At 77.1% G+C, this 16,685-nt stretch carries 18 protein-coding genes; 8 read left to right on the top strand and 10 right to left on the bottom strand.

Going from position 1 to position 16,685, the window contains the following annotated elements; all coding sequences use genetic code 11:
• Positions 1 to 80: 80 nt before the first annotated feature.
• Positions 81 to 287: a hypothetical protein gene (locus ACI79U_RS19660; RefSeq protein ID WP_457070358.1), complete on the bottom strand. Its 207-nt coding sequence runs from the start codon at positions 285 to 287 to the stop codon at positions 81 to 83.
• Positions 288 to 498: 211 nt separating this feature from the next.
• Between ACI79U_RS19660 and ACI79U_RS19655 the strand changes: the two genes are divergently transcribed.
• From ACI79U_RS19655 to ACI79U_RS19645, 3 genes are all read left to right on the top strand, one after another.
• Positions 499 to 768 (top strand): hypothetical protein, encoded by a 270-nt coding sequence (locus tag ACI79U_RS19655; RefSeq protein ID WP_457070360.1) that lies wholly within the window; start codon positions 499 to 501, stop codon positions 766 to 768.
• A 119-nt stretch (positions 769 to 887) separates the two neighbouring features.
• Positions 888 to 1,643, top strand: coding sequence for a methyltransferase domain-containing protein (locus ACI79U_RS19650; RefSeq protein ID WP_457070362.1), 756 nt, complete (start codon positions 888 to 890; stop codon positions 1,641 to 1,643).
• A 16-nt stretch (positions 1,644 to 1,659) separates the two neighbouring features.
• Positions 1,660 to 2,832, top strand: a complete 1,173-nt coding sequence (locus tag ACI79U_RS19645) for an alkaline phosphatase family protein (protein WP_457070364.1) — start codon at positions 1,660 to 1,662, stop codon at positions 2,830 to 2,832.
• Positions 2,833 to 2,841: 9 nt separating this feature from the next.
• Here ACI79U_RS19645 and ACI79U_RS19640 read toward each other — a convergent pair whose 3' ends face one another.
• The 3 genes from ACI79U_RS19640 to ACI79U_RS19630 are packed head-to-tail and all read right to left on the bottom strand — an operon-like array spanning position 2,842 to position 5,445.
• Positions 2,842 to 3,801, bottom strand: coding sequence for a sucrase ferredoxin (locus ACI79U_RS19640; protein WP_457070366.1), 960 nt, complete (start codon positions 3,799 to 3,801; stop codon positions 2,842 to 2,844).
• Positions 3,782 to 5,146 (bottom strand): cupin domain-containing protein, encoded by a 1,365-nt coding sequence (locus tag ACI79U_RS19635; protein WP_457070368.1) that lies wholly within the window; start codon positions 5,144 to 5,146, stop codon positions 3,782 to 3,784. Before ACI79U_RS19635 ends, ACI79U_RS19640 begins: the two co-directional genes overlap by 20 nt.
• 2 nt (positions 5,147 to 5,148) lie before the next feature.
• Positions 5,149 to 5,445 (bottom strand): BatC protein, encoded by a 297-nt coding sequence (locus ACI79U_RS19630; RefSeq protein WP_457070370.1) that lies wholly within the window; start codon positions 5,443 to 5,445, stop codon positions 5,149 to 5,151.
• A 203-nt stretch (positions 5,446 to 5,648) separates the two neighbouring features.
• Between ACI79U_RS19630 and dinB the strand changes: the two genes are divergently transcribed.
• The gene (dinB, locus tag ACI79U_RS19625) at positions 5,649 to 6,923 is read left to right on the top strand and encodes a DNA polymerase IV (protein WP_457070371.1); all 1,275 of its coding nucleotides are present in this window, start codon (positions 5,649 to 5,651) and stop codon (positions 6,921 to 6,923) included.
• A gap of 154 nt (positions 6,924 to 7,077) precedes the next feature.
• Positions 7,078 to 7,491 (top strand): DUF3040 domain-containing protein, encoded by a 414-nt coding sequence (locus ACI79U_RS19620; protein ID WP_457070373.1) that lies wholly within the window; start codon positions 7,078 to 7,080, stop codon positions 7,489 to 7,491.
• 114 nt (positions 7,492 to 7,605) lie between these two features.
• Here ACI79U_RS19620 and ACI79U_RS19615 read toward each other — a convergent pair whose 3' ends face one another.
• The 5 genes from ACI79U_RS19615 to ACI79U_RS19595 all read right to left on the bottom strand — a co-directional run bounded on the left by ACI79U_RS19615 (position 7,606) and on the right by ACI79U_RS19595 (position 13,815).
• Positions 7,606 to 8,577, bottom strand: coding sequence for a ribose-phosphate diphosphokinase (locus tag ACI79U_RS19615; protein ID WP_457070375.1), 972 nt, complete (start codon positions 8,575 to 8,577; stop codon positions 7,606 to 7,608).
• Between the two features lie 80 nt (positions 8,578 to 8,657).
• Positions 8,658 to 11,000 (bottom strand): transglutaminase family protein, encoded by a 2,343-nt coding sequence (locus ACI79U_RS19610; RefSeq protein WP_457070377.1) that lies wholly within the window; start codon positions 10,998 to 11,000, stop codon positions 8,658 to 8,660.
• Positions 10,997 to 11,131, bottom strand: coding sequence for a hypothetical protein (locus ACI79U_RS19605; RefSeq protein WP_457070379.1), 135 nt, complete (start codon positions 11,129 to 11,131; stop codon positions 10,997 to 10,999). Before ACI79U_RS19605 ends, ACI79U_RS19610 begins: the two co-directional genes overlap by 4 nt.
• Before the next feature lie 78 nt (positions 11,132 to 11,209).
• Positions 11,210 to 12,367 (bottom strand): aminotransferase-like domain-containing protein, encoded by a 1,158-nt coding sequence (locus ACI79U_RS19600; RefSeq protein ID WP_457065086.1) that lies wholly within the window; start codon positions 12,365 to 12,367, stop codon positions 11,210 to 11,212.
• A gap of 53 nt (positions 12,368 to 12,420) precedes the next feature.
• A complete protein-coding gene (locus tag ACI79U_RS19595; RefSeq protein ID WP_457065088.1) occupies positions 12,421 to 13,815 on the bottom strand; it encodes an NADP oxidoreductase in 1,395 nt (464 codons plus the stop codon).
• A 78-nt stretch (positions 13,816 to 13,893) separates the two neighbouring features.
• Between ACI79U_RS19595 and ACI79U_RS19590 the strand changes: the two genes are divergently transcribed.
• Both ACI79U_RS19590 and ACI79U_RS19585 read left to right on the top strand, forming a co-directional pair.
• Positions 13,894 to 14,202: a putative quinol monooxygenase gene (locus ACI79U_RS19590; protein WP_457065090.1), complete on the top strand. Its 309-nt coding sequence runs from the start codon at positions 13,894 to 13,896 to the stop codon at positions 14,200 to 14,202.
• Positions 14,203 to 14,279: 77 nt separating this feature from the next.
• Complete coding sequence (locus tag ACI79U_RS19585) at positions 14,280 to 14,849, top strand: mycothiol transferase (protein WP_457065092.1); 570 nt, start codon at positions 14,280 to 14,282, stop codon at positions 14,847 to 14,849.
• 4 nt (positions 14,850 to 14,853) lie between these two features.
• On the opposite strand, the gene ACI79U_RS19580 is transcribed toward ACI79U_RS19585, so the two are convergent.
• Positions 14,854 to 15,663 (bottom strand): Fpg/Nei family DNA glycosylase, encoded by an 810-nt coding sequence (locus ACI79U_RS19580; RefSeq protein WP_457065094.1) that lies wholly within the window; start codon positions 15,661 to 15,663, stop codon positions 14,854 to 14,856.
• A 66-nt stretch (positions 15,664 to 15,729) separates the two neighbouring features.
• Here ACI79U_RS19580 and ACI79U_RS19575 point away from each other — a divergent pair, with 66 nt between their 5' ends.
• Positions 15,730 to 16,569 (top strand): SCO6745 family protein, encoded by an 840-nt coding sequence (locus ACI79U_RS19575; RefSeq protein ID WP_457065095.1) that lies wholly within the window; start codon positions 15,730 to 15,732, stop codon positions 16,567 to 16,569.
• Positions 16,570 to 16,685: the final 116 nt, after the last annotated feature.

The following is a 16,685-nucleotide window of genomic DNA, read 5'->3' as shown; positions in this document are numbered from 1 at the left end:
GGACCCCACCGCCCCCCGCCACTCGCACGCTCGCGGCGGGTCCCTGCGGTGGGGCCGGTGGGGCCGCGCCGGGTCTTTCCTCAGGCGGGCGCCCAGGCCCGCAGCAGGCGCCAGCGCTCGCCGTCCTGGCGGTGCACCTGGAAGTCGCGGCGGCCGCCGAAACGGGGCTCGGGCCGCGGGTAGTCCTCCGCCCGGGACATCGCGAAGACCGTGGCGGTCTCGTCGCAGTCCGCGGTGAACGTGTCGGTCGGGTACCCGTACCCGTTCATCAGTCGGTAGCTCGGCATGGCGGGACGGTAGGGAAGGGCGCTGCCGGCCGCCCGGCAGGCGCGCGAACCGGAGATGACGCCTGCCCCAACAGTCACCTGCGCCCCGCTGGTCCCGTCGGCCGGCGGCCCGAGGAACCGCGCACCGCGCGTGGCGACGGCGGCGGACGGGTAGCACGGTCCGCAGGTCGGGTTCGGTGCCCGGTCGATTCCATCGTCGAGAGGCAAGCTCATGCCCGAGGTCCCGCAGCCCGTCAACGACAACACCATCCAGGTCCGCCAGCTGAGCCACTACCAGTTCAGCTGGACTGCCGGCGAGCCGGGGAAGCCCGGCACGTACACGTTGCAGCTCGTGCTCGACCAGGGCGCCTGGGAGGAGGTCCTCACCCTCGACCCGGACGACGCCGACAACCTGCAGGACCTGCTGGCCAACACCGAGACGGTCCACTACGACGTCCAGCGGCGCGTGCTCATGTTCGGGGTCACCGAGACCGGCGACTGATCTGGCGAGGGGGCGCCGACCCGCGGGTGGGCGCCCCCTCGAGCCGGGCGCAGCGTCCCCCGCCCGGTGCAGTGTCCCGTCCAGCTGTGGCGTCGGCCGACCCGCACTAGGCTCCGCACGTGCCGCCCACCTCCTCCGCCGCGCCGACCCCGGCCCCCGCCCGGACGGCGGCCGTCTGGGCGGCGCTGGACCCGGTCGTCAGCGCCGGCCGCCCGCTGCAGGTCCTCGACGTCGGCGGGGGCAGTGGCATGTTCGCCGTGCCGCTCGCCCAGCTGGGGCACACCGTCACCGTCGTCGATCCCAGCGCCGACGCGCTCGCCACCCTGCACCGGCGGGCCGACACCGCCGGGGTCGGCGAGCGGGTGCGCGGGCTCCAGGGCGACGCCGACCGGATGCCCCCGGTCACCGCGGACGGCCCGACGGCCCCCGGCTTCGATCTGGTCCTCTGCCACTTCGTGCTCGAGGTGGTCGACGACCCGGCCAGCACCCTCGGCCAGATCGCCGCGGTGCTCCGGCCCGGCGGTACGCTGTCCCTCGCCGCGGCCAACCGCGCTGGTGCGGTGCTCGCCCGCGCGGTCGGCGGACACCCGGCCGAGGCCCGTGAGCTGCTCGCCGACCGGGACCCCACACCGGCCCGCGGCGGCCCGGCCCGCCGGCGCTTCGCCCCCGAGCAGCTGCTCGCCCTCGTCGCCGGCGCCGGCCTGCAGCCGGGGGAGTGGCGCGGGGTCTCCGTCGTCGCCGACCTGCTGGAGGCCTCCTCCGGCGCTGCCCCGGACGCCGTCCGCGCCCTCGAGCTCGCCCTGTCCGGCGCCTCCCCCTACCGCGACGTCGCCACCGGCCTGCACGTGCTCGCCGCGCGACCCGCCACCAGCTGAGCCGCAGCGCCGTGCGATGAGCCTGCCCCCGGACCTCGCCGTCCCGGCCTACGGCAGCGCCACCCTCGCCGACGTCCTGCCCAGCGTGGCGACCGCGCTGGGCGTCCCGGTGCAGCGCGGTGACCTGCCCGGCGACCCGCTGCGGCTCACCGAGGCCCTCGACGGCGCCCGCCGGGTCGTCGTCCTGCTGGTCGACGGCCTCGGGGCCGAGCTGGTCGCCGCCCACCCCGACACCGCGCCGGTGCTCAACGCCCTCGGCACCCCCGCCGGGGTGCTCTCCGCGCCCTGCCCCAGCACCACCCCGGTCAGCCTCACCACCCTGGGCACCGGGCTGCCGCCGGGGAGCCACGGGGTGCTGGGCTTCGTCACCGAGGTGCCCGGCACCGGCCGCACGCTCAACCACGTGCAGTGGAAGGACGACCCCGACCCGCGGCAGTGGCAGTCCCGGCCCACCGTCTTCGAGCAGGCCACCGCCGCCGGGGTCAGCTGCACCGCGATCGGCCCGCACTCCTTCGCCGGCTCCGGGCTCACCCGGGCGGCCTACCGGGGGGCGGACTACACACCGGCCTACAGCCCCGGCGACCTGGTGGCGCTGGTGCACGGGGCGCTCGCCGCCGGGGAGCCCAGCCTGGTCTACGCCTACACCGCCGAGCTCGACCTCACCGGGCACGTCCGCGGGGTCGACTCACCCAGCTGGCGGGCCCAGCTCGCCGTCGTCGACGGGGTGGTGGAGCAGCTGGCCGCCGGTCTGCCCGACGACGCCGTCCTGCTGGTCACCGCCGACCACGGCATGGTCGACGTCCCCGGTGACACCCGGCTCGACGTCACCGAGGAGCCGGCGCTCACCGACGGCGTCCGGCTGCTCACCGGCGAGCCGCGGGCCCGCTACGTGCACACCGAGCCCGGCGCCGCCGACGACGTGCTGACCACCTGGCGGGAGGTGCTCGGCGAGCGCGCCTGGGTGGCCGGCCGGGAGGAGGCCGCCGCTGCCGGGGTGTTCGGCCCGGTCGACCCGGCGGTCATCGAGCGCATCGGCGACGTCGTCGTCCTCGCCCGGGGCACCTGGGCGTTCCCCGCCGGGGCGACCGAGCCCCCGCACGCCGCGCTGTTGGCCGCCTACCACGGCTCGCTCACCTCGGCGGAGCTGGCGATCCCGCTGCTGGCCGCCCGCGGGCGCGCGCTGCGCTGAGCCGCGCGGTCAGGCGGGGCCGGCCGGGGCGGGCGCCTGCAGCGAGAGCGGGTGCCAGGTGCGCCAGTGCACCGGCCGCAGCGCCCGGCAGGTGGTCAGCGCGGCCACCGCCGAACGGCGGCTCTCGATGGTGACCAGCACGTCGCCGTCCGGCGCGCCCAGCGTCACCGCCCAGCGCTCCACCCCCTCGCCCGGGGAGGGCAGGTGGGTCATGCGCACCAGCGGCAGGTCGCCGACGCCGAGCAACCCGAGCTCGGCCCGGGCGTGCTGCTGGGCGGCCTGCACCGGCGGCGCCCAGCCCGACCGGCCGCGCAGCCACGGCAGCGCCACCTCGCCGCGGGCGTGGGCGGCCACCAGCTCGACGCCGTCGGCGGGCACCTGCCCGTAGACGTGCCCGGTGGGCAGCACCAGCACGTTGGCGGCGAACCGGTCCCCGCCGAGGTGGCTGGTCTCCCAGACCTCCGCCGCCCCCGCGGCGGTCAGGCCCTGGGTGAGCGGCCGGCCCCGGACAGCGCAGCACGCATCGTGCGAGCCGTGGGCGCACACCAGGTACGTGGGGACGTCGGTCGGCTCCCCGACCGAGCCGTCCCAGGGCACCTCCAGCAGTTCGGCGTCGGTCTCCCGGGTCGCCCACCACACCGTCTCCACCCCCGGGGTGGTGTCGGCCAGCGCCCACCGGCGGCCGGTGTCGGCCAGCCGCCCGCCGGGCCGGCGCACCAGCTGCACGCGGACGCCGGCCTCGCGGGCCCGGGCCGCCAGCTGCGGGGCCACCACCTGGTCGAACCGGGACTCCAGCAGCGCGTCGCGCCCCCAGGGCCCGGGCTGCTCCACCAGCAGCCAGCGCCGGGCCGGTGGCGCGGTGGCCGTCGGTGCGTCGCCGCGCAGCAGCGCCTGCACCGAGCAGCGGGCGTCGTCGAGCCGGCCGGCCGGACGGGGGGCGGCGGGCTGCTCACCCACCGACGACGCCATGCCCCCCATCGTGCCCGGTGGCGCGCGCGGGCGCCCCGGCCCGGGCATCGGGGACGACCGCGATCGACTCGGTCACCAGCCGGCGGGCCAGGGTGAGCTGGTCGGCGGGGTCCAGCCCGGGCAGGTCGCCGACCTTGAGCTCGCCTGCGGCCAGCAGCGCGGCCAGCGCGGGGTGGGTGCTCGCCGGCAGGTCGTGGGTGCGCCGGCCGGCGACCAGCGCCACCCGGTCGCCCACCGGCTCGCGCAGCTGGGCCCGCAGCAGGGGGCGCACCCGCAGCACCGTGTCGCCGTCCAGCGCCGCCACGGCGGCCGACTGGGCCAGCGGCGAGACCGGCGCCGGACGCACCTGCGCCCAGGTGCGGGCGCGCAGCGCGTCGGCGACGGCGGCCGGGTCGACGGTGTCGAGCCAGCGGTGCAGACCGGCCAGCACCGCGGTGACGTCGTCGGCGGTCGCCCCGGGGTCGGCCAGGTCGACGCCGAGGGGGAGCGAGCCGCGCAGCGCGGGGTCGTCGGCGGCGAGGGTGCGCACCAGGTCCAGCGCCGACTCGACCGCGCCCCACCGGGTCACGGGGTGGATCCCGATGGTCAGGTGGGCGCTGATCTCGCCGAGCGCGACCGCGGAGTGCAGCCAGCCGCGGGGCAGGTAGAGGGCGTCGCCGGGACGCAGCACGGCGTCGATCACCGGGGGGCGCTCGGCCGCGGCGGCCACCTCGGTGGCGCGGTCGGTCCAGGGGTGGGTGCGCAGCGGGTCGGTGACCACCGGCTCGTGGATGGTCCAGTGCTTCTCCCCGGCGACCTGAAGCACGAAGACGTCGTGCACGTCGTAGTGCGGGGAGAACCCGCGCGAGGACGGCGGGGTGACGTAGGCGTTGACCTGGGTGGGGTGGCCGAGGTCGGCGGCGAGCTGGCCGGCGAAGGCGATCAGCGGCGGCCAGAGCCGGTGCAGGCCCTGCAGCACAACGGTGGACCCGTCGGCGAACAGCCGCAGCACCGCGTCGGAGGAGACCTGGTCGGCCACCTCGGCGCCGGCGCCCTGGGGGCTGGTGAAGCGCTTCGGGTCGACGACCGCGCCGTCCTTGGCGATCCGCAGGAACGGGGTGCGCAGGCCGCGGGTGCTCAGCAGCTCGTCGACCGTGTCGAGGCTGAGCAGGTCGGTGAAGGTGCCGCCGAGCTCGGCGGCGGTGGAGAGCAGCGGGCGGCGCGACCAGTGCTCGGCGGCGAACGTCCCGGGGTCGACCGCGATGCAGCGGCGCAGCGCGGGACGGGTACCGCCCTCCGCCCAGGGGCGGGCGCCGCCCTCCACGGGGGAGGACGGCGCCCGGTCCTGCAGTTCAGGGTCGGGCACGGTCAGGCCGAGCCGTCCGCGCCGCCGTCGTGCACGCCCGCGGCGCCGCCGTCCGCGGCACCCGAGTCGGCCGGGCCCTCGGCGCCGCTGTCGGCACCGCCGTCCGCGCCGCCGTCGGCACCGCCGTCCGCGCCGCCGTCGGCGCCGCCGTCGGCGCCACCATCGGCACCGCCGTCGTGACCCGCGCCACCGTCGGCACCGCCGTCCGCGCCGCCGTCGTGCTGGCCAGGCGTGCCCTCACCGGCTCCGGAGTCGGCCGGGCCCTCGGTGCTGGTCATGTCCTCGTCGTCGAGCGCCATGGCTCCTCCGATCGTCGAGTCGCGGCCGTCGGTCGACGGCCCCGGGCCAGTTCTACCGCGAAGATCGACTCGCCACACCTGGAGCGGCGGGCCCACCGGGCGGGCGCCGGTTACGATCCCTTCGTTCGAACGCCTGTTCGACGGTCGCGGGGAAGGCGGCCGTCGAGCGGGTGCCGGGGTGTGCGCGGGGAGAGGTGTCACGAGTGTCCGATCGGGCTGCCGGCTGCACGGTGCTGCACGTCGACATGGACGCCTTCTTCGCCAGCGTGGAGGTGCGCCGGCACCCCGAGCTGGCCGGCACGCCGGTGATCGTCGGCGGGGCCGGCAACCGCGGGGTGGTCACCTCGGCCACCTACGAGGCACGGGCGTACGGGGTGCACAGCGCCATGCCGACGTCCCGGGCGCTGCGGCTGTGCCCGACCGCCACCGTGCTCCCCGGCGACCTGGCCCTCTACGCCGAGGTCTCCCGCTCGGTGATGGCGCTGTTCCGGTCGATCACCCCGCTGGTCGAGCCGCTGAGCCTGGACGAGGCGTTCCTGGACGTCTCCGGCGCGGGCCGGCGGCTGGGCGACCCGGTGGCGATCGGGGAGCACCTCCGCGCCCGGGTCCACGACGAGCAGGGCATCACCTGCTCGGTGGGGGTGGCCGGGAGCAAGTTCGTCGCCAAGCTCGCCTCCACCCGGTCCAAGCCCGACGGGCTGCTGGTGGTCCGCCCGGCCGAGGTCATGGAGTTCCTGCACCCCCTCCCGGTCGGGGCGCTGTGGGGCGTCGGCGCCAAGACCGAGGAGGTGCTGCTGCGGCTGGGGCTGCGCACCGTCGGTGACCTGGCGCACGTGCCGGCGCGCACCCTGCAGCGCGCGGTGGGGCAGGCGGCCGGGGCGCACCTGCACGAGCTGGCCTGGGGGCGTGACCCCCGCCGGGTGGTGCCCGACGAGCCCGACCGGTCCACCGGGGCCGAGGAGACCTTCGGCACCGACGTCGACGACCCCGCGGTGGTCCACCGGGAGCTGCTGCACCTGGCCGAGCGGACGGCGGGGCGGCTGCGCTCGACCGGGCACCTGACCCGCACCGTCACCCTCAAGGTGCGCTTCGCCGACTTCACCACGATCACCCGGTCGCGCACGCTGGAGGTCCCCACCGACGTCGGGCAGGAGCTCTACGACACCGCCCGGGCGCTGTTCGACGCCCTCGGGCTCGACCGGGCCCGGATCCGGCTGGTGGGCGTGCGGGCCGAGCGGCTGGTGGCCGCCGACGCGACCGCTCGACAGCTGGAGCTCGGTGCCCGCGAGCACGGCCGGCGGGACGCCGAGCTGGCCGCCGACCGGGCCGCCCGGCGTTTCGGCGCCGGCGCCGTCCGCCCGGCGACCCTGCTCGGCCGCACCCGCGCGCCCGGCGAGCGGCCGGCCCCACGCCGGGCGGCGCCGGGGGGAGGGGCGCGGGGGGAGGGGGCGCGGCAGCCTCCGGGGGCGCCCCGCTGACCCCTCCGGGCCCACCCCGGGAGGCGGATCACCGCCCTCCCGGGTGTGTCGGGAGCCGCTCGCCTTTCGCACCCCGCAAACGGCTCGTATCCTCGGAACCACCACGGCGGACTGTCGCCAGTGGGTTGTGTACTGCGCACCTGGAGGTGTCGACGTGCCGCTCTCCGAGCACGAGCAGCGTCTGCTGGAGCAGATCGAGCGCGCCCTCGTCGACGACGATCCGAAGTTCGCCTCGACCGTTCGTACCGGTGACCGCCGGCAGAAGGCCCGCCGCAAGGTCCAGCTGGGCGCTCTGCTCGTCGTCGTCGGCCTGGCCGTCATGGTCAGCGGTGTGGCGCTGCCCAATGTCATCGTCGGCGTCCTGGGCTCCCTCATCGCCTTCGGCGGAGCCGCTCTCGGCGTGCTGAACTACAAGGCCGCCACGGGCGCCGTCGAGGCCGGTCCGGCCCCGACCGGTTCCCGGGGCGCCACGGCCGCCAGCGGCAAGCCCGGCAAGCCCGGGAAGTCCGCTCGTCAGCCGCTGAAGAACCGTCTCGAGGAGCGCTTCCGCCGCCGCTACGACCAGTAGCCGTCGCAGCGGACCCCCCGACGTCCAGCGCAGCCGCCGTCCCCCGGGACGGCGGCTGCGTTGACTCCGGTGCCGGTCGGCCAGCGGCCGTGCGGTGTCCGCTGGGCGGCGGGGTCAGCTGGTCGGGAGCACGGTGTTGGTCGGGAGCACGGTGTCGAACAGCGCGCTGACCGACTCGCCGTCGTGGATGCGCTGCACCGCCTGGGCCAGCGCCGGCGCGACCGACAGCACGGTCAGCTTCGCCGACTCCCCGGCGGGTACCGGCACGGTGTTGGTGCAGACGATCTCCAGCACGTCCGGCTGGGCGCCGATCCGCTCCAGCGCCCCCGCGGCGAACAACCCGTGCGTGCACGCCACCCGGATCGACCGGGCCCCGGCGTCCCGCAGCCGGTCGATCAGCTCCAGCACGGTGCTGCCCTTGGCGATCTCGTCGTCGAGCACGATCACGTCCCGGCCGGCGACGTCGCCGATCACCGCGCTGATGCTCACCCGGTCGTCGGCGAACCGCTGCTTGGCTCCGGCGGCCACCGGTACGCCGAGCCGGCGGGCGAACGCCGCTGCCTCCTTGGCGTTGCCCAGGTCCGGTGAGACCACCGTGGTGCGGGACAGGTCCAGGGACCGGAAGTGGTCGGCCAGCTCCCGCAGGGCGTGCAGGTGGTCGACCGGCACGCTGAAGAACCCGTGCACCTGCGGGGAGTGCAGCGTCATCGCCAGCACCCGGCTCGCGCCGGCGGCCACCAGCAGGTCGGCGATCAGCCGGCCGCCGATCGAGATCCGTGGCGCGTCCTTCTTGTCCGACCGGGCGTAGGCGTAGTGCGGCATGACCACGGTGATCCGGGCCGCGGACGCCCCGCGCGCGGCGTCGATCATCAGCAGCAGCTCGACCAGGTTCTCCTGCACCGGCGTCACCAGCGGCTGCACCAGGAAGACGTCGCGCTCCCGGCAGTTGGCCTGCAGCTGCACCTCGAGGCAGTCGTTGGCGAACCGGGTCAGCCGCACCGGCTGCAGCGGCACACCCAGCTGGGCGCACATCTCCTCGGCCAGCTCGGGATGGGCACTGCCGGCGAAGACGGCGATCTCGCGCACGAGGCACTCCGGGGGTGGGGGTGGGCCGGCGAGCCCGCCGGCCGGGACGACGGTAGCGAGCGCCCGCGCCGGCCGACCGGTCAGGCCGAGCGGGGGCGGCGCGGGCCGCGGTCGGCCACCCAGCGACCGGCGTCGGCCAGGGTGGACGCCGGCCAGACCGTCGCCGCCATCCGCTGCCGCCGTCCCACGCTGTGCACCAGTGCCTGCCGCACGGTGCCCAGTGCGGCGCGCAGCTCGGGGTCGGCCGCCCCGGCCGCGGGGGGCCCGTAGACGGCCCGTTCCTCGGCCAGGGTCAGCACCCGCAGGGCCTCGACCGTGCCGGCGCCCGCCCCGTCCCGGTCCGTCCCGCCGGGGCCGGCCACCTGCTCGGTGACCTGCCGGGCCAGCTGCCGGGTCGTGGCGGTACCGGTCACCGGCACCCCCAGGTCGGTGGCGGTGGCCAGCAGCTCGTCCCACAGCGCCGCCGGCCGGCCGTCCGCCAGCCGGGCCAGCCGCTGGCGGTGGCGGGCCAGCCCCGGCAACGCTGCCAGCGCCGCCACCAGCAGCAGGCCGGCCACGCCCGCCAGCCAGGGTGCCCGCGACGGTGCCGCTGCCTCGGCCGTGGGCAGCGGCACGTACTGGTCGTCCCGGTCCAGCTCGGCGGTCGGCCCGGCCGGGACCGGCAGCGGCGCGTTCGGCGCGGCCGGGGCGGTGCGCTGCTCGGCCACCGCGTCGGCCCGCGGCGCCCACGGCAGCTCCGCCGCGCGGTCGGCCTCGATCGGCGTCGGGTCGAAGGGGATCCAGCCCTGCCCGGGGAAGTAGGCCTCCACCCAGGCGTGCGCGTCGTGGCTGGTGATCACCCGGGCGCCGTTAGGCTGCTCCGCACCGCGGGTGTAGCCGAGCACCACCCGCGACGGCACGCCCGCGGCGCGGACCAGCACCGCCATCGCCCCGGCGTACTGCTCGCAGTAGCCGCGCTTGCGCTCCAGGAAGTCGGCGAGGTCGTCCCCGGAGGTGCCCGGCTGGGTGGAGAGGCTGTAGACGAACCCGTTGCCCCGGTCGGTCAGGTGGCCGAGCACCGCCCGCACCCGCTCGTAGGGGGACTGGTCCGGTGAGGTCAGCTGGGTGACCAGGGCGGTGACGCTCGGGTCCAGCTCGGGCAGCTCGAGGTAGCGGTCGATGCCGTCGCTGCCGGGCTCGGCCGCCGGTGCCGCCGCCAGGTCGGCCACCCTCGGCTCCGGCCGGTCGGCGGTGACCACGTAGCTGAGGCCCGCGGTGGTGGTGCCCCGGCCGAAGACGGTGCGCCCGGCGCGGTCGAACCGCCAGGCGCCGTCGTCGTCGCCGGCCACGTCCACCGCCTGCGGCGCGTAGGGCACCGGGAGGAACTGGTCGTCGTGGCCGACGGCGGAGATCCGCGCGGTCACCTGCTGGCTGGCCACGCCGTCGGGCAGCGGCGCGAGCGAGGCGTCGCCGGCGACGGAGCGCTGGCTGTCGGCGTTGCTCCGCTGCCACCCCTCCGCGGTGAACCGGTCGAGCACCACCGAGCGCAGGTACCCCAGGTCGCCGTCGGCCCGCACGCTGAGCAGGTCGACCGGCTCGGGGCGGCTGAGCTGCCCGCGCATCTCGGCCACCGGGTCCAGCGCGGTGCCGGTGCCGTTGCCGCCGGTGCCGTACCGCGCGGCCAGCGAGCCCTCGCCGAGCGTGGGCACGACGGCCGACAGCAGCACCCCGAGGACCAGCGCGACCGCGCCGGTGCGCAGGGCCGGCACGGTGCCGGTGCCCAGCGGTGAGCCGCTGCCCGCCCGCGTGCCGGTGGTCAGCCGGGCGCGCTGGTCGGCCCACAGCAGCAGGGCGAACCCGATGGCCGGGCCGAGGAACGCGACGAGTGCGACGTCGCCGGTGATCGTGCTGACCGGCACGCAGTAGAGGACCAGCAGCCCCAGGCCGCCCAGCGCCGGCTGCCGGGCCGGGACGGCGAGCAGGTCGACGGCGAGGGCGACCAGCGCCACGAAGACGGCGGTGAGCGCGACCAGCCCGGTCAGCGGCAGCGCCGGCGTCGCCTGCTCGCGGATCTCCTCGGTGCCGTCGGCGAGCAGGCCGGCCAGCTCCTGCACGCTGGCCGTGGTCGGCACCACCCCGGCCCACGCCCCGTCCGGCGCGAAGACGACGGTGAGCGCGGCCAGCACCAGGGCCAGCTGGCCCAGTGGCACCAGCGGTCGCACCCGGCGGGCCACCGGGTCGGGCAGCCGCCCGGCCCCGGCGCGCAGCGCCACCCCACCCAGCCCCACCGTGAGGACGACGAGCAGCACCGGGGGCAGCCAGCCCGGGGTGGCGAACACCGGCGCGAGCGCCAGGCTGCCCAGCGCGACGGCGACCGTGGCGGCCAGCGCGGTGCCCGGCCCCTCGGGGGCCGCGGCGGGGGCCGACGGCGCGGGGCGGGTCATGCCGGCACCTGCGCGGCCGGGGCGCCCAGGGAGCGCCACAGCTGGTCGACGCCGGCGTCGGCCCGGGCCAGGGCGACCCGCCAGCCGGCCGCGGCGAGCAGCTCGGCGGCCCGCTCCTGCTGGGCGCACACCTGGGCGCGGGGGGGGGGGGGGGGGGGGGGGGGGGGGCGGGCCCCCGCCCCCCCCCCCCCCCCCCCCCCCCACGGTGCTCAGGAGCGGGCGGCCTCGACGGCCGCGGCCAGGCGGCGCACGCCCTCGTCGACGTCGCCGGGCTGGACGGCGGAGAAGGCCAGCCGGAACGCGTTCTCCCCGCCCTCGAGCAGGAAGTCGGTGCCCGGCACGATCGCCACCCCGCGGGCGGCCGCCTCGGCCGAGATCCGGGCGACGTCGTGGCCCTCGCCGGCCGGCAGCGACACCCACAGGAAGTAGCCGCCCTCGGGGCGGCGGAAGGTGGCCTGCGGCAGGTGGGTGCGCAGCGCCTGGTCCAGCAGCCCGACCCGCTCGGCGAGCGCGTTCTTCACCGTCTCCAGCGCACCGGCGTAGCGCGGCCCGGTGACGAACTGGAAGACCGTGCCCTGGGCGACCATGTTCGGCGCGATGTAGGTGTTGGTGGCCCGCACCCGGATCCGGTCGATCAGCGCCGGCGGCCCGACCAGGTACCCCACCCGGATGCCCGGGCAGACGGTCTTGGAGAACGAGCAGGCGTAGACCACGTGGGTGCTGTCGGCGCCGCCGTCGAGCTCCAGCATCCGCGGCAGTGGCTCACCGCTGAACCGGATGTCGACGTACGGGTCGTCCTCGAAGACCAGGAAGTCGAACTCGTGGGCCAGCTCCAGCAGCCGGCGCCGCTTCTCCAGCGACAGCGTGTAGCCGGCCGGGTTCTGGAAGTTGGGGATGACGTGGGCGAACACCGGCCGGACGCCGTCGCGCAGCAGCTGCTCGATCTCGTCGACCGCGATGCCGTCCTCCTCCAGCGTGACCAGGTGCAGGTCGCCGCCGCGGTTCTTCAGCCCCAGCAGGGTGCGGTCGTAGGTGGGCCGCTCGGTGACCACCGCCGCCCCCGGGGTGACCAGCTCGTCGAAGAGGAAGGCGTCGGCCTGCATCGACCCGTTGGTGACCAGCACGTGGCTCTCGGGCACGCCGTGCTGCTCGGCGATCCACTTCCGCAGCGGCACGTAGCCGATCGCCGTGCCGTAGCCGGTCATCCCGGCCGGGTCGGCGTCGAAGGCGGCGACGGCGGCGTCGGAGAGGCCCTGCACGTCGACGATGTCGGTCGACGGGGCGCCACGGGCGAAGGAGATCGTCGTGGTGGCGGGCTTGGTCGCCGGGTCGGTCTCGGGCGTCTGGTCGGTGGTGGGACCGGTCACGCCGTCGAGTCTGCCGTACCGGCGCCGCGCGCGGGTCGGTGGAGGGCGGTCGGTCAGCGTGCGGCGGCCGCCCGGACCGCGGCCAGCAGCGCCTCGCGCTCGTGCAGCGTGGTGCGGTCGCGCCCGCGGGTGGCGCCGAGCGCGACCTCAGCGGCATCGATCGCCCGCCAGTCGGGCAGCAGCACCGGCTGCGCGCCCCGCGCCTGCAGCGTGCGCACCAGGTCGTCGGGGTCGCCGCCGGTGCGCAGCCGCCCCTCCGCCGCGTCGGCGAGCAGGCTCGCCACCGTCTCCCGGGCGTCGTGCTTGTTGGTCCCCACCACCCCGGTCGGCCCGCGCTTGATCCAGCCGGCCACGTACTCGCCCGGGCTGACCGCGTACTCACCTGGTCTGCCCTCGCGCAGCACCCGGCCCACCTCGTGCGGCACGGTGCCGCCGTCCAGCGGCAGGCCGGCCAGCGGGTGCCCGCGGTAGCCCACCGAGCGGACCACCAGGTCGGCGGGGACCACGTCCAGCTCGCCGGTGCCGGTGGCGCGCCCGTCGGCGTCCACCGTCGTCCGCTCGACCTCCACCCCGGTGACCCGCTCGGTGCCGAGCAGCCGCACCGGGCGGGCGTGGAAGCGCAGCCGGACGACGGGCCGGCCGGGCTCGGCCACGTGGTCGGCGTACTCGTGCAGCACCGCGAGGTTGCGGGCCACGTGCCGGTCGCCGGCGGCCAGCGCGTCGTCGCCGGGGTCGGTGAGGTCGGCGGGGTCGACGAGCACGGTGGCGGCGGCGAGGTGCCCCAGCTCGCGCAGCTCCTGGGTGGTGAAGGTGGCCTGCGCCGGGCCGCGGCGGCCCAGCACGGTCACCCGTTCGACGGGGGCGGTGGCCAGCGCGTCGAGCACGTGCTGCGGCATCTCCGTCGGGTGCAGCTCGGCGGGGGAGCGGACCAGCACCCGGGCGACGTCCAGCGCCACGTTGCCCACGCCCACCACGACGACGTCGCGGGCCGCGGCCACGGCCCGTTCCACCCGCGCCCGGTCGGCGTCGGGGTGGCCGCAGTACCAGGCGACGACGTCGGTGGCGGCGAGGCTGCCGGGCAGCTCCTCCCCGGGCACGCCCAGCCCGCGGTCGCCGGCCGCGCCGTAGGTGTAGACGACGGCGTCCACGTGCCGGCGCAGCTCGGTCACCGACAGGTCGACGCCGATCTCCACGTTGCCCACGAAGCGCACCCGCTCGTGGTCCAGGGTGTGGTGCAGCGTCTCGCGCAGCGCGCGCATCTTCCGGTGGTCCGGGGCGATCCCGTGGCGGACCAGCCCGAACGGCGTCGGCAGCCGGTCGAGCAGGTCGACGGCGACCGGGACCTCGTCCTGCCCGGCCAGCGCATCGGCGGCGTAGATGCCCGCGGGGCCGGCGCCGACCACGGCCACCCGCAGCGGGCGCGGTCCGGTCCCGCTCGGCTCGGCCACGTCTGGCATCGTCGTCCTCCCGGCGGCCGTGCGCCAGATCACTCGGCGCGGCCGTCCCGACGACCCCTGGAGGTCTGCGTGTCGTTCGTCATCGTCGCCACCGTGGTGCCCAAGCCCGAGAGCCGCGACGCGGTACGGGAGGCGCTGCTGGCCGCCGTCCCGCAGGTGCACACCGAGCCCGGCTGCGAGCTGTACTCCGTGCAGGAGGACGAGCAGGGCTTCGTCTTCGTGGAGCGCTGGGCCAGCCAGGAGGCGATGGCCGGGCACGGCCAGGGCGAGGCGCTGCGCACGCTGATGGCGGCGGTGTCGGACCACCTGGCCCAGCCGCTGGACGTGCGGGTGCTGCAGCCGCTGCCGGCCGGCGACCCGGACAAGGGCGCCGTCTGAGGAAGGACCCCGTCCTCCTCATCCCTCGCAGGCTCGGGACGAGCCTCTGGACGGGGCCGTGGGTGCAGGGTGTCGGCATGACCGACGACCCGCCCTGGGTGCCGCCGATGGCCGGCACCGAGCCCGAGCACCTGCTCGGCTCGCTGGACCGGCTGCGGACCACGTTCCGCTGGAAGGCCGACGGCCTCGACGCCGCCGGGCTGCGCACCCGGATCGGCGCCTCGACGCTCACCCTCGGCGGCCTGCTGTCCCACCTGGCGGCGGTGGAGCAGCTGTACTCCACCCACCGGCTCAGCGGGGCGCCGATCGGCGCGCCCTGGGACCCGAGCCGCTGGGACACCGCCGAGGGCTGGGCGGAGACCTGCGCCGGCGACGGCACCCCGGCCGAGCTCTACGCGCTGTGGGACGACGCCGTGACCCGCTCCCGGGAGCGGCTGACCGCGGCGCTGGCCGACGGTGGCCTGGACCAGCTGGTGCACACCGGCTGGCCCGACGGCCGGCAGATCAGCCTGCGCCGGCTGCTGTGCGACCTGCTCGAGGAGTACGGCCGGCACACCGGGCACGCCGACCTGCTGCGCGAGGCGGTCGACGGCCGGGTGGGGGAGGACCCGCCCGACGACTGGCGTCCGGTCGGGGCCCGCGCGTGAGCGCTCAGACCGCCTGGCAGGTGGGGCACCAGTAGAGGTTGCGGCCGACCATCTCCTGCGTGCGGATCTCGGTGTCGTCGATCCGGCAGGGCAGCCCGGTGCGCCGGTAGACGTAGTGCGCGTCGGCGAGCTCGGCCGGCCCGCGCCTGCGCTGCCGGTCGGCCCGCTCGGTGGTGACGATCCGCCCCTCGCGGACGCCGGCCCGCATCAGCTTCACCAGGTCGGCCCACATCGCCGTCCAGGTGTCGGCGTCGACGTCCCTGCCCAGCCGGAACGGGTTGACCCGGTGCCGGAACAGGATCTCCGCGCGGTAGACGTTGCCGACGCCGGCGAGCACCTCCTGGTCCATCAGCAGCGCACCGATGGGGGTCCTGGACCGGCTGATCCGGGCGAACGCCTTCGCCGGGTCGGACCGCCGGCGCAGCGGGTCGGGGCCGAGCCGGCCGAGGACCGCGGCGACCTCCGGCTCGGTGAGCACCTCGCAGACGGTGGCGCCGCGCAGGTCGGTCCACACCCCGGCGCCGTCCGGGCCGTCGCCCTCCCAGCGCATCCGCAGCGCGCCCCTCGCCGGCGGCGGGGCGCCGGTGCCGGTCGTGTACTTCCCGTACAGGCCCAGGTGCACGTGCACGGTGTCCGGCCCGAACCGGGCGAACAGGTGCTTGCCGTAGGAGGTCACCTCGTCGAGCACCCGGCCGTCGACCAGCTCGGCGCCGGCGGTGAAGCGGCCCTGCGGGCTGGTGACGTGCACCGGCCGGCCGGTGAACAGCTCGGACTGCTCCGTGGCCAGGCGGAACAGGGTGTGGCCCTCAGGCACGGGCACCTCGCGCGATCACGCCGTCCAGCTTCACCTGCGTGGGCACCGTCTGCCACGGTGGGCACCGTGACCCAGGTGACACCGCAGCTGGCCCGGGAGGCGTGGGGCTCGCTGGAGACCCTGCACGTCGTCGCGTTCTTCGCCCCGGAGGTGCAGGCCGCCTACGACGCGATGGGCGTGCGCGGCGCCCGCGCCGGCTACTTCGCCGCCCGAGCCTCGGCGCTCGGGCCGGTCGGCCCCGCCCCGGTGGTGGCGACGTTCTACGTCTTCGCGCCGTCCCTGGTCGAGCGGGTGGTGCCCCGGGTGTGGGCGGCGGCTGCGCCCGAGCGCTGGGCGGCGGCGCGGGTCGACGGCGTCCGGACGGCGTTGCACGGCGCGCTGGGGGAGCCCGACGTCGCCGAGGCGCTCGAGCTGGCGCGGCAGGCGTGCGCCGGGCTGACCGCCGCGGGCCGGCCGCTGTACGCCGCCTGGCGGTCGGTCGACGAGCCCGACGAGCCGCTGCTGCAGCTGTGGCACGCGGCGCTGCTGGTGCGTGAGCACCGCGGCGACGGGCACGTCAGCGCGCTGCTGGCCGCTGGGCTGGACCCGGTGGAGTCCCTGATCACCGGTGGGCTGGCCACGAACAGCACGGAGTTCGTCCGCACCACCCGCGGCTGGACCGACGAGGAGTGGGCCGCCGGCGTGCAGCGCTGCCGGGACCGCGGCCTCGTCGACGACGGCGGGCTCACCGATGCGGGCGCCGAGCTGCGCCGGCGGGTCGAGGAGACCACCGACGCCCTGGCCACCGAGGGGTGGGCGCACCTGGGGGCCGACGGCACCCAGCGGCTGGTGGAGCTGCTCGCCCCGCTGCGGCGCCGGGTGTTCGAGACCGGCGTCCTCCCCGACTGGATCCGCGCCCGCTCGTAGCCGCCTCCCGCCGTCTTTGGGGCGGGGGGGGGGGGTGGGGGGCCGGGGGGGGGGGGGGGGGGGGGGGGGGGGGGGGGGGGGGGGGGGGGGGGGGGGGGGGGGGGGGGGGGGGGGGG

This window comes from Modestobacter sp. SYSU DS0904, assembly GCF_054051115.1.
This window is presented reverse-complemented; position numbering and strand designations above follow the sequence as displayed.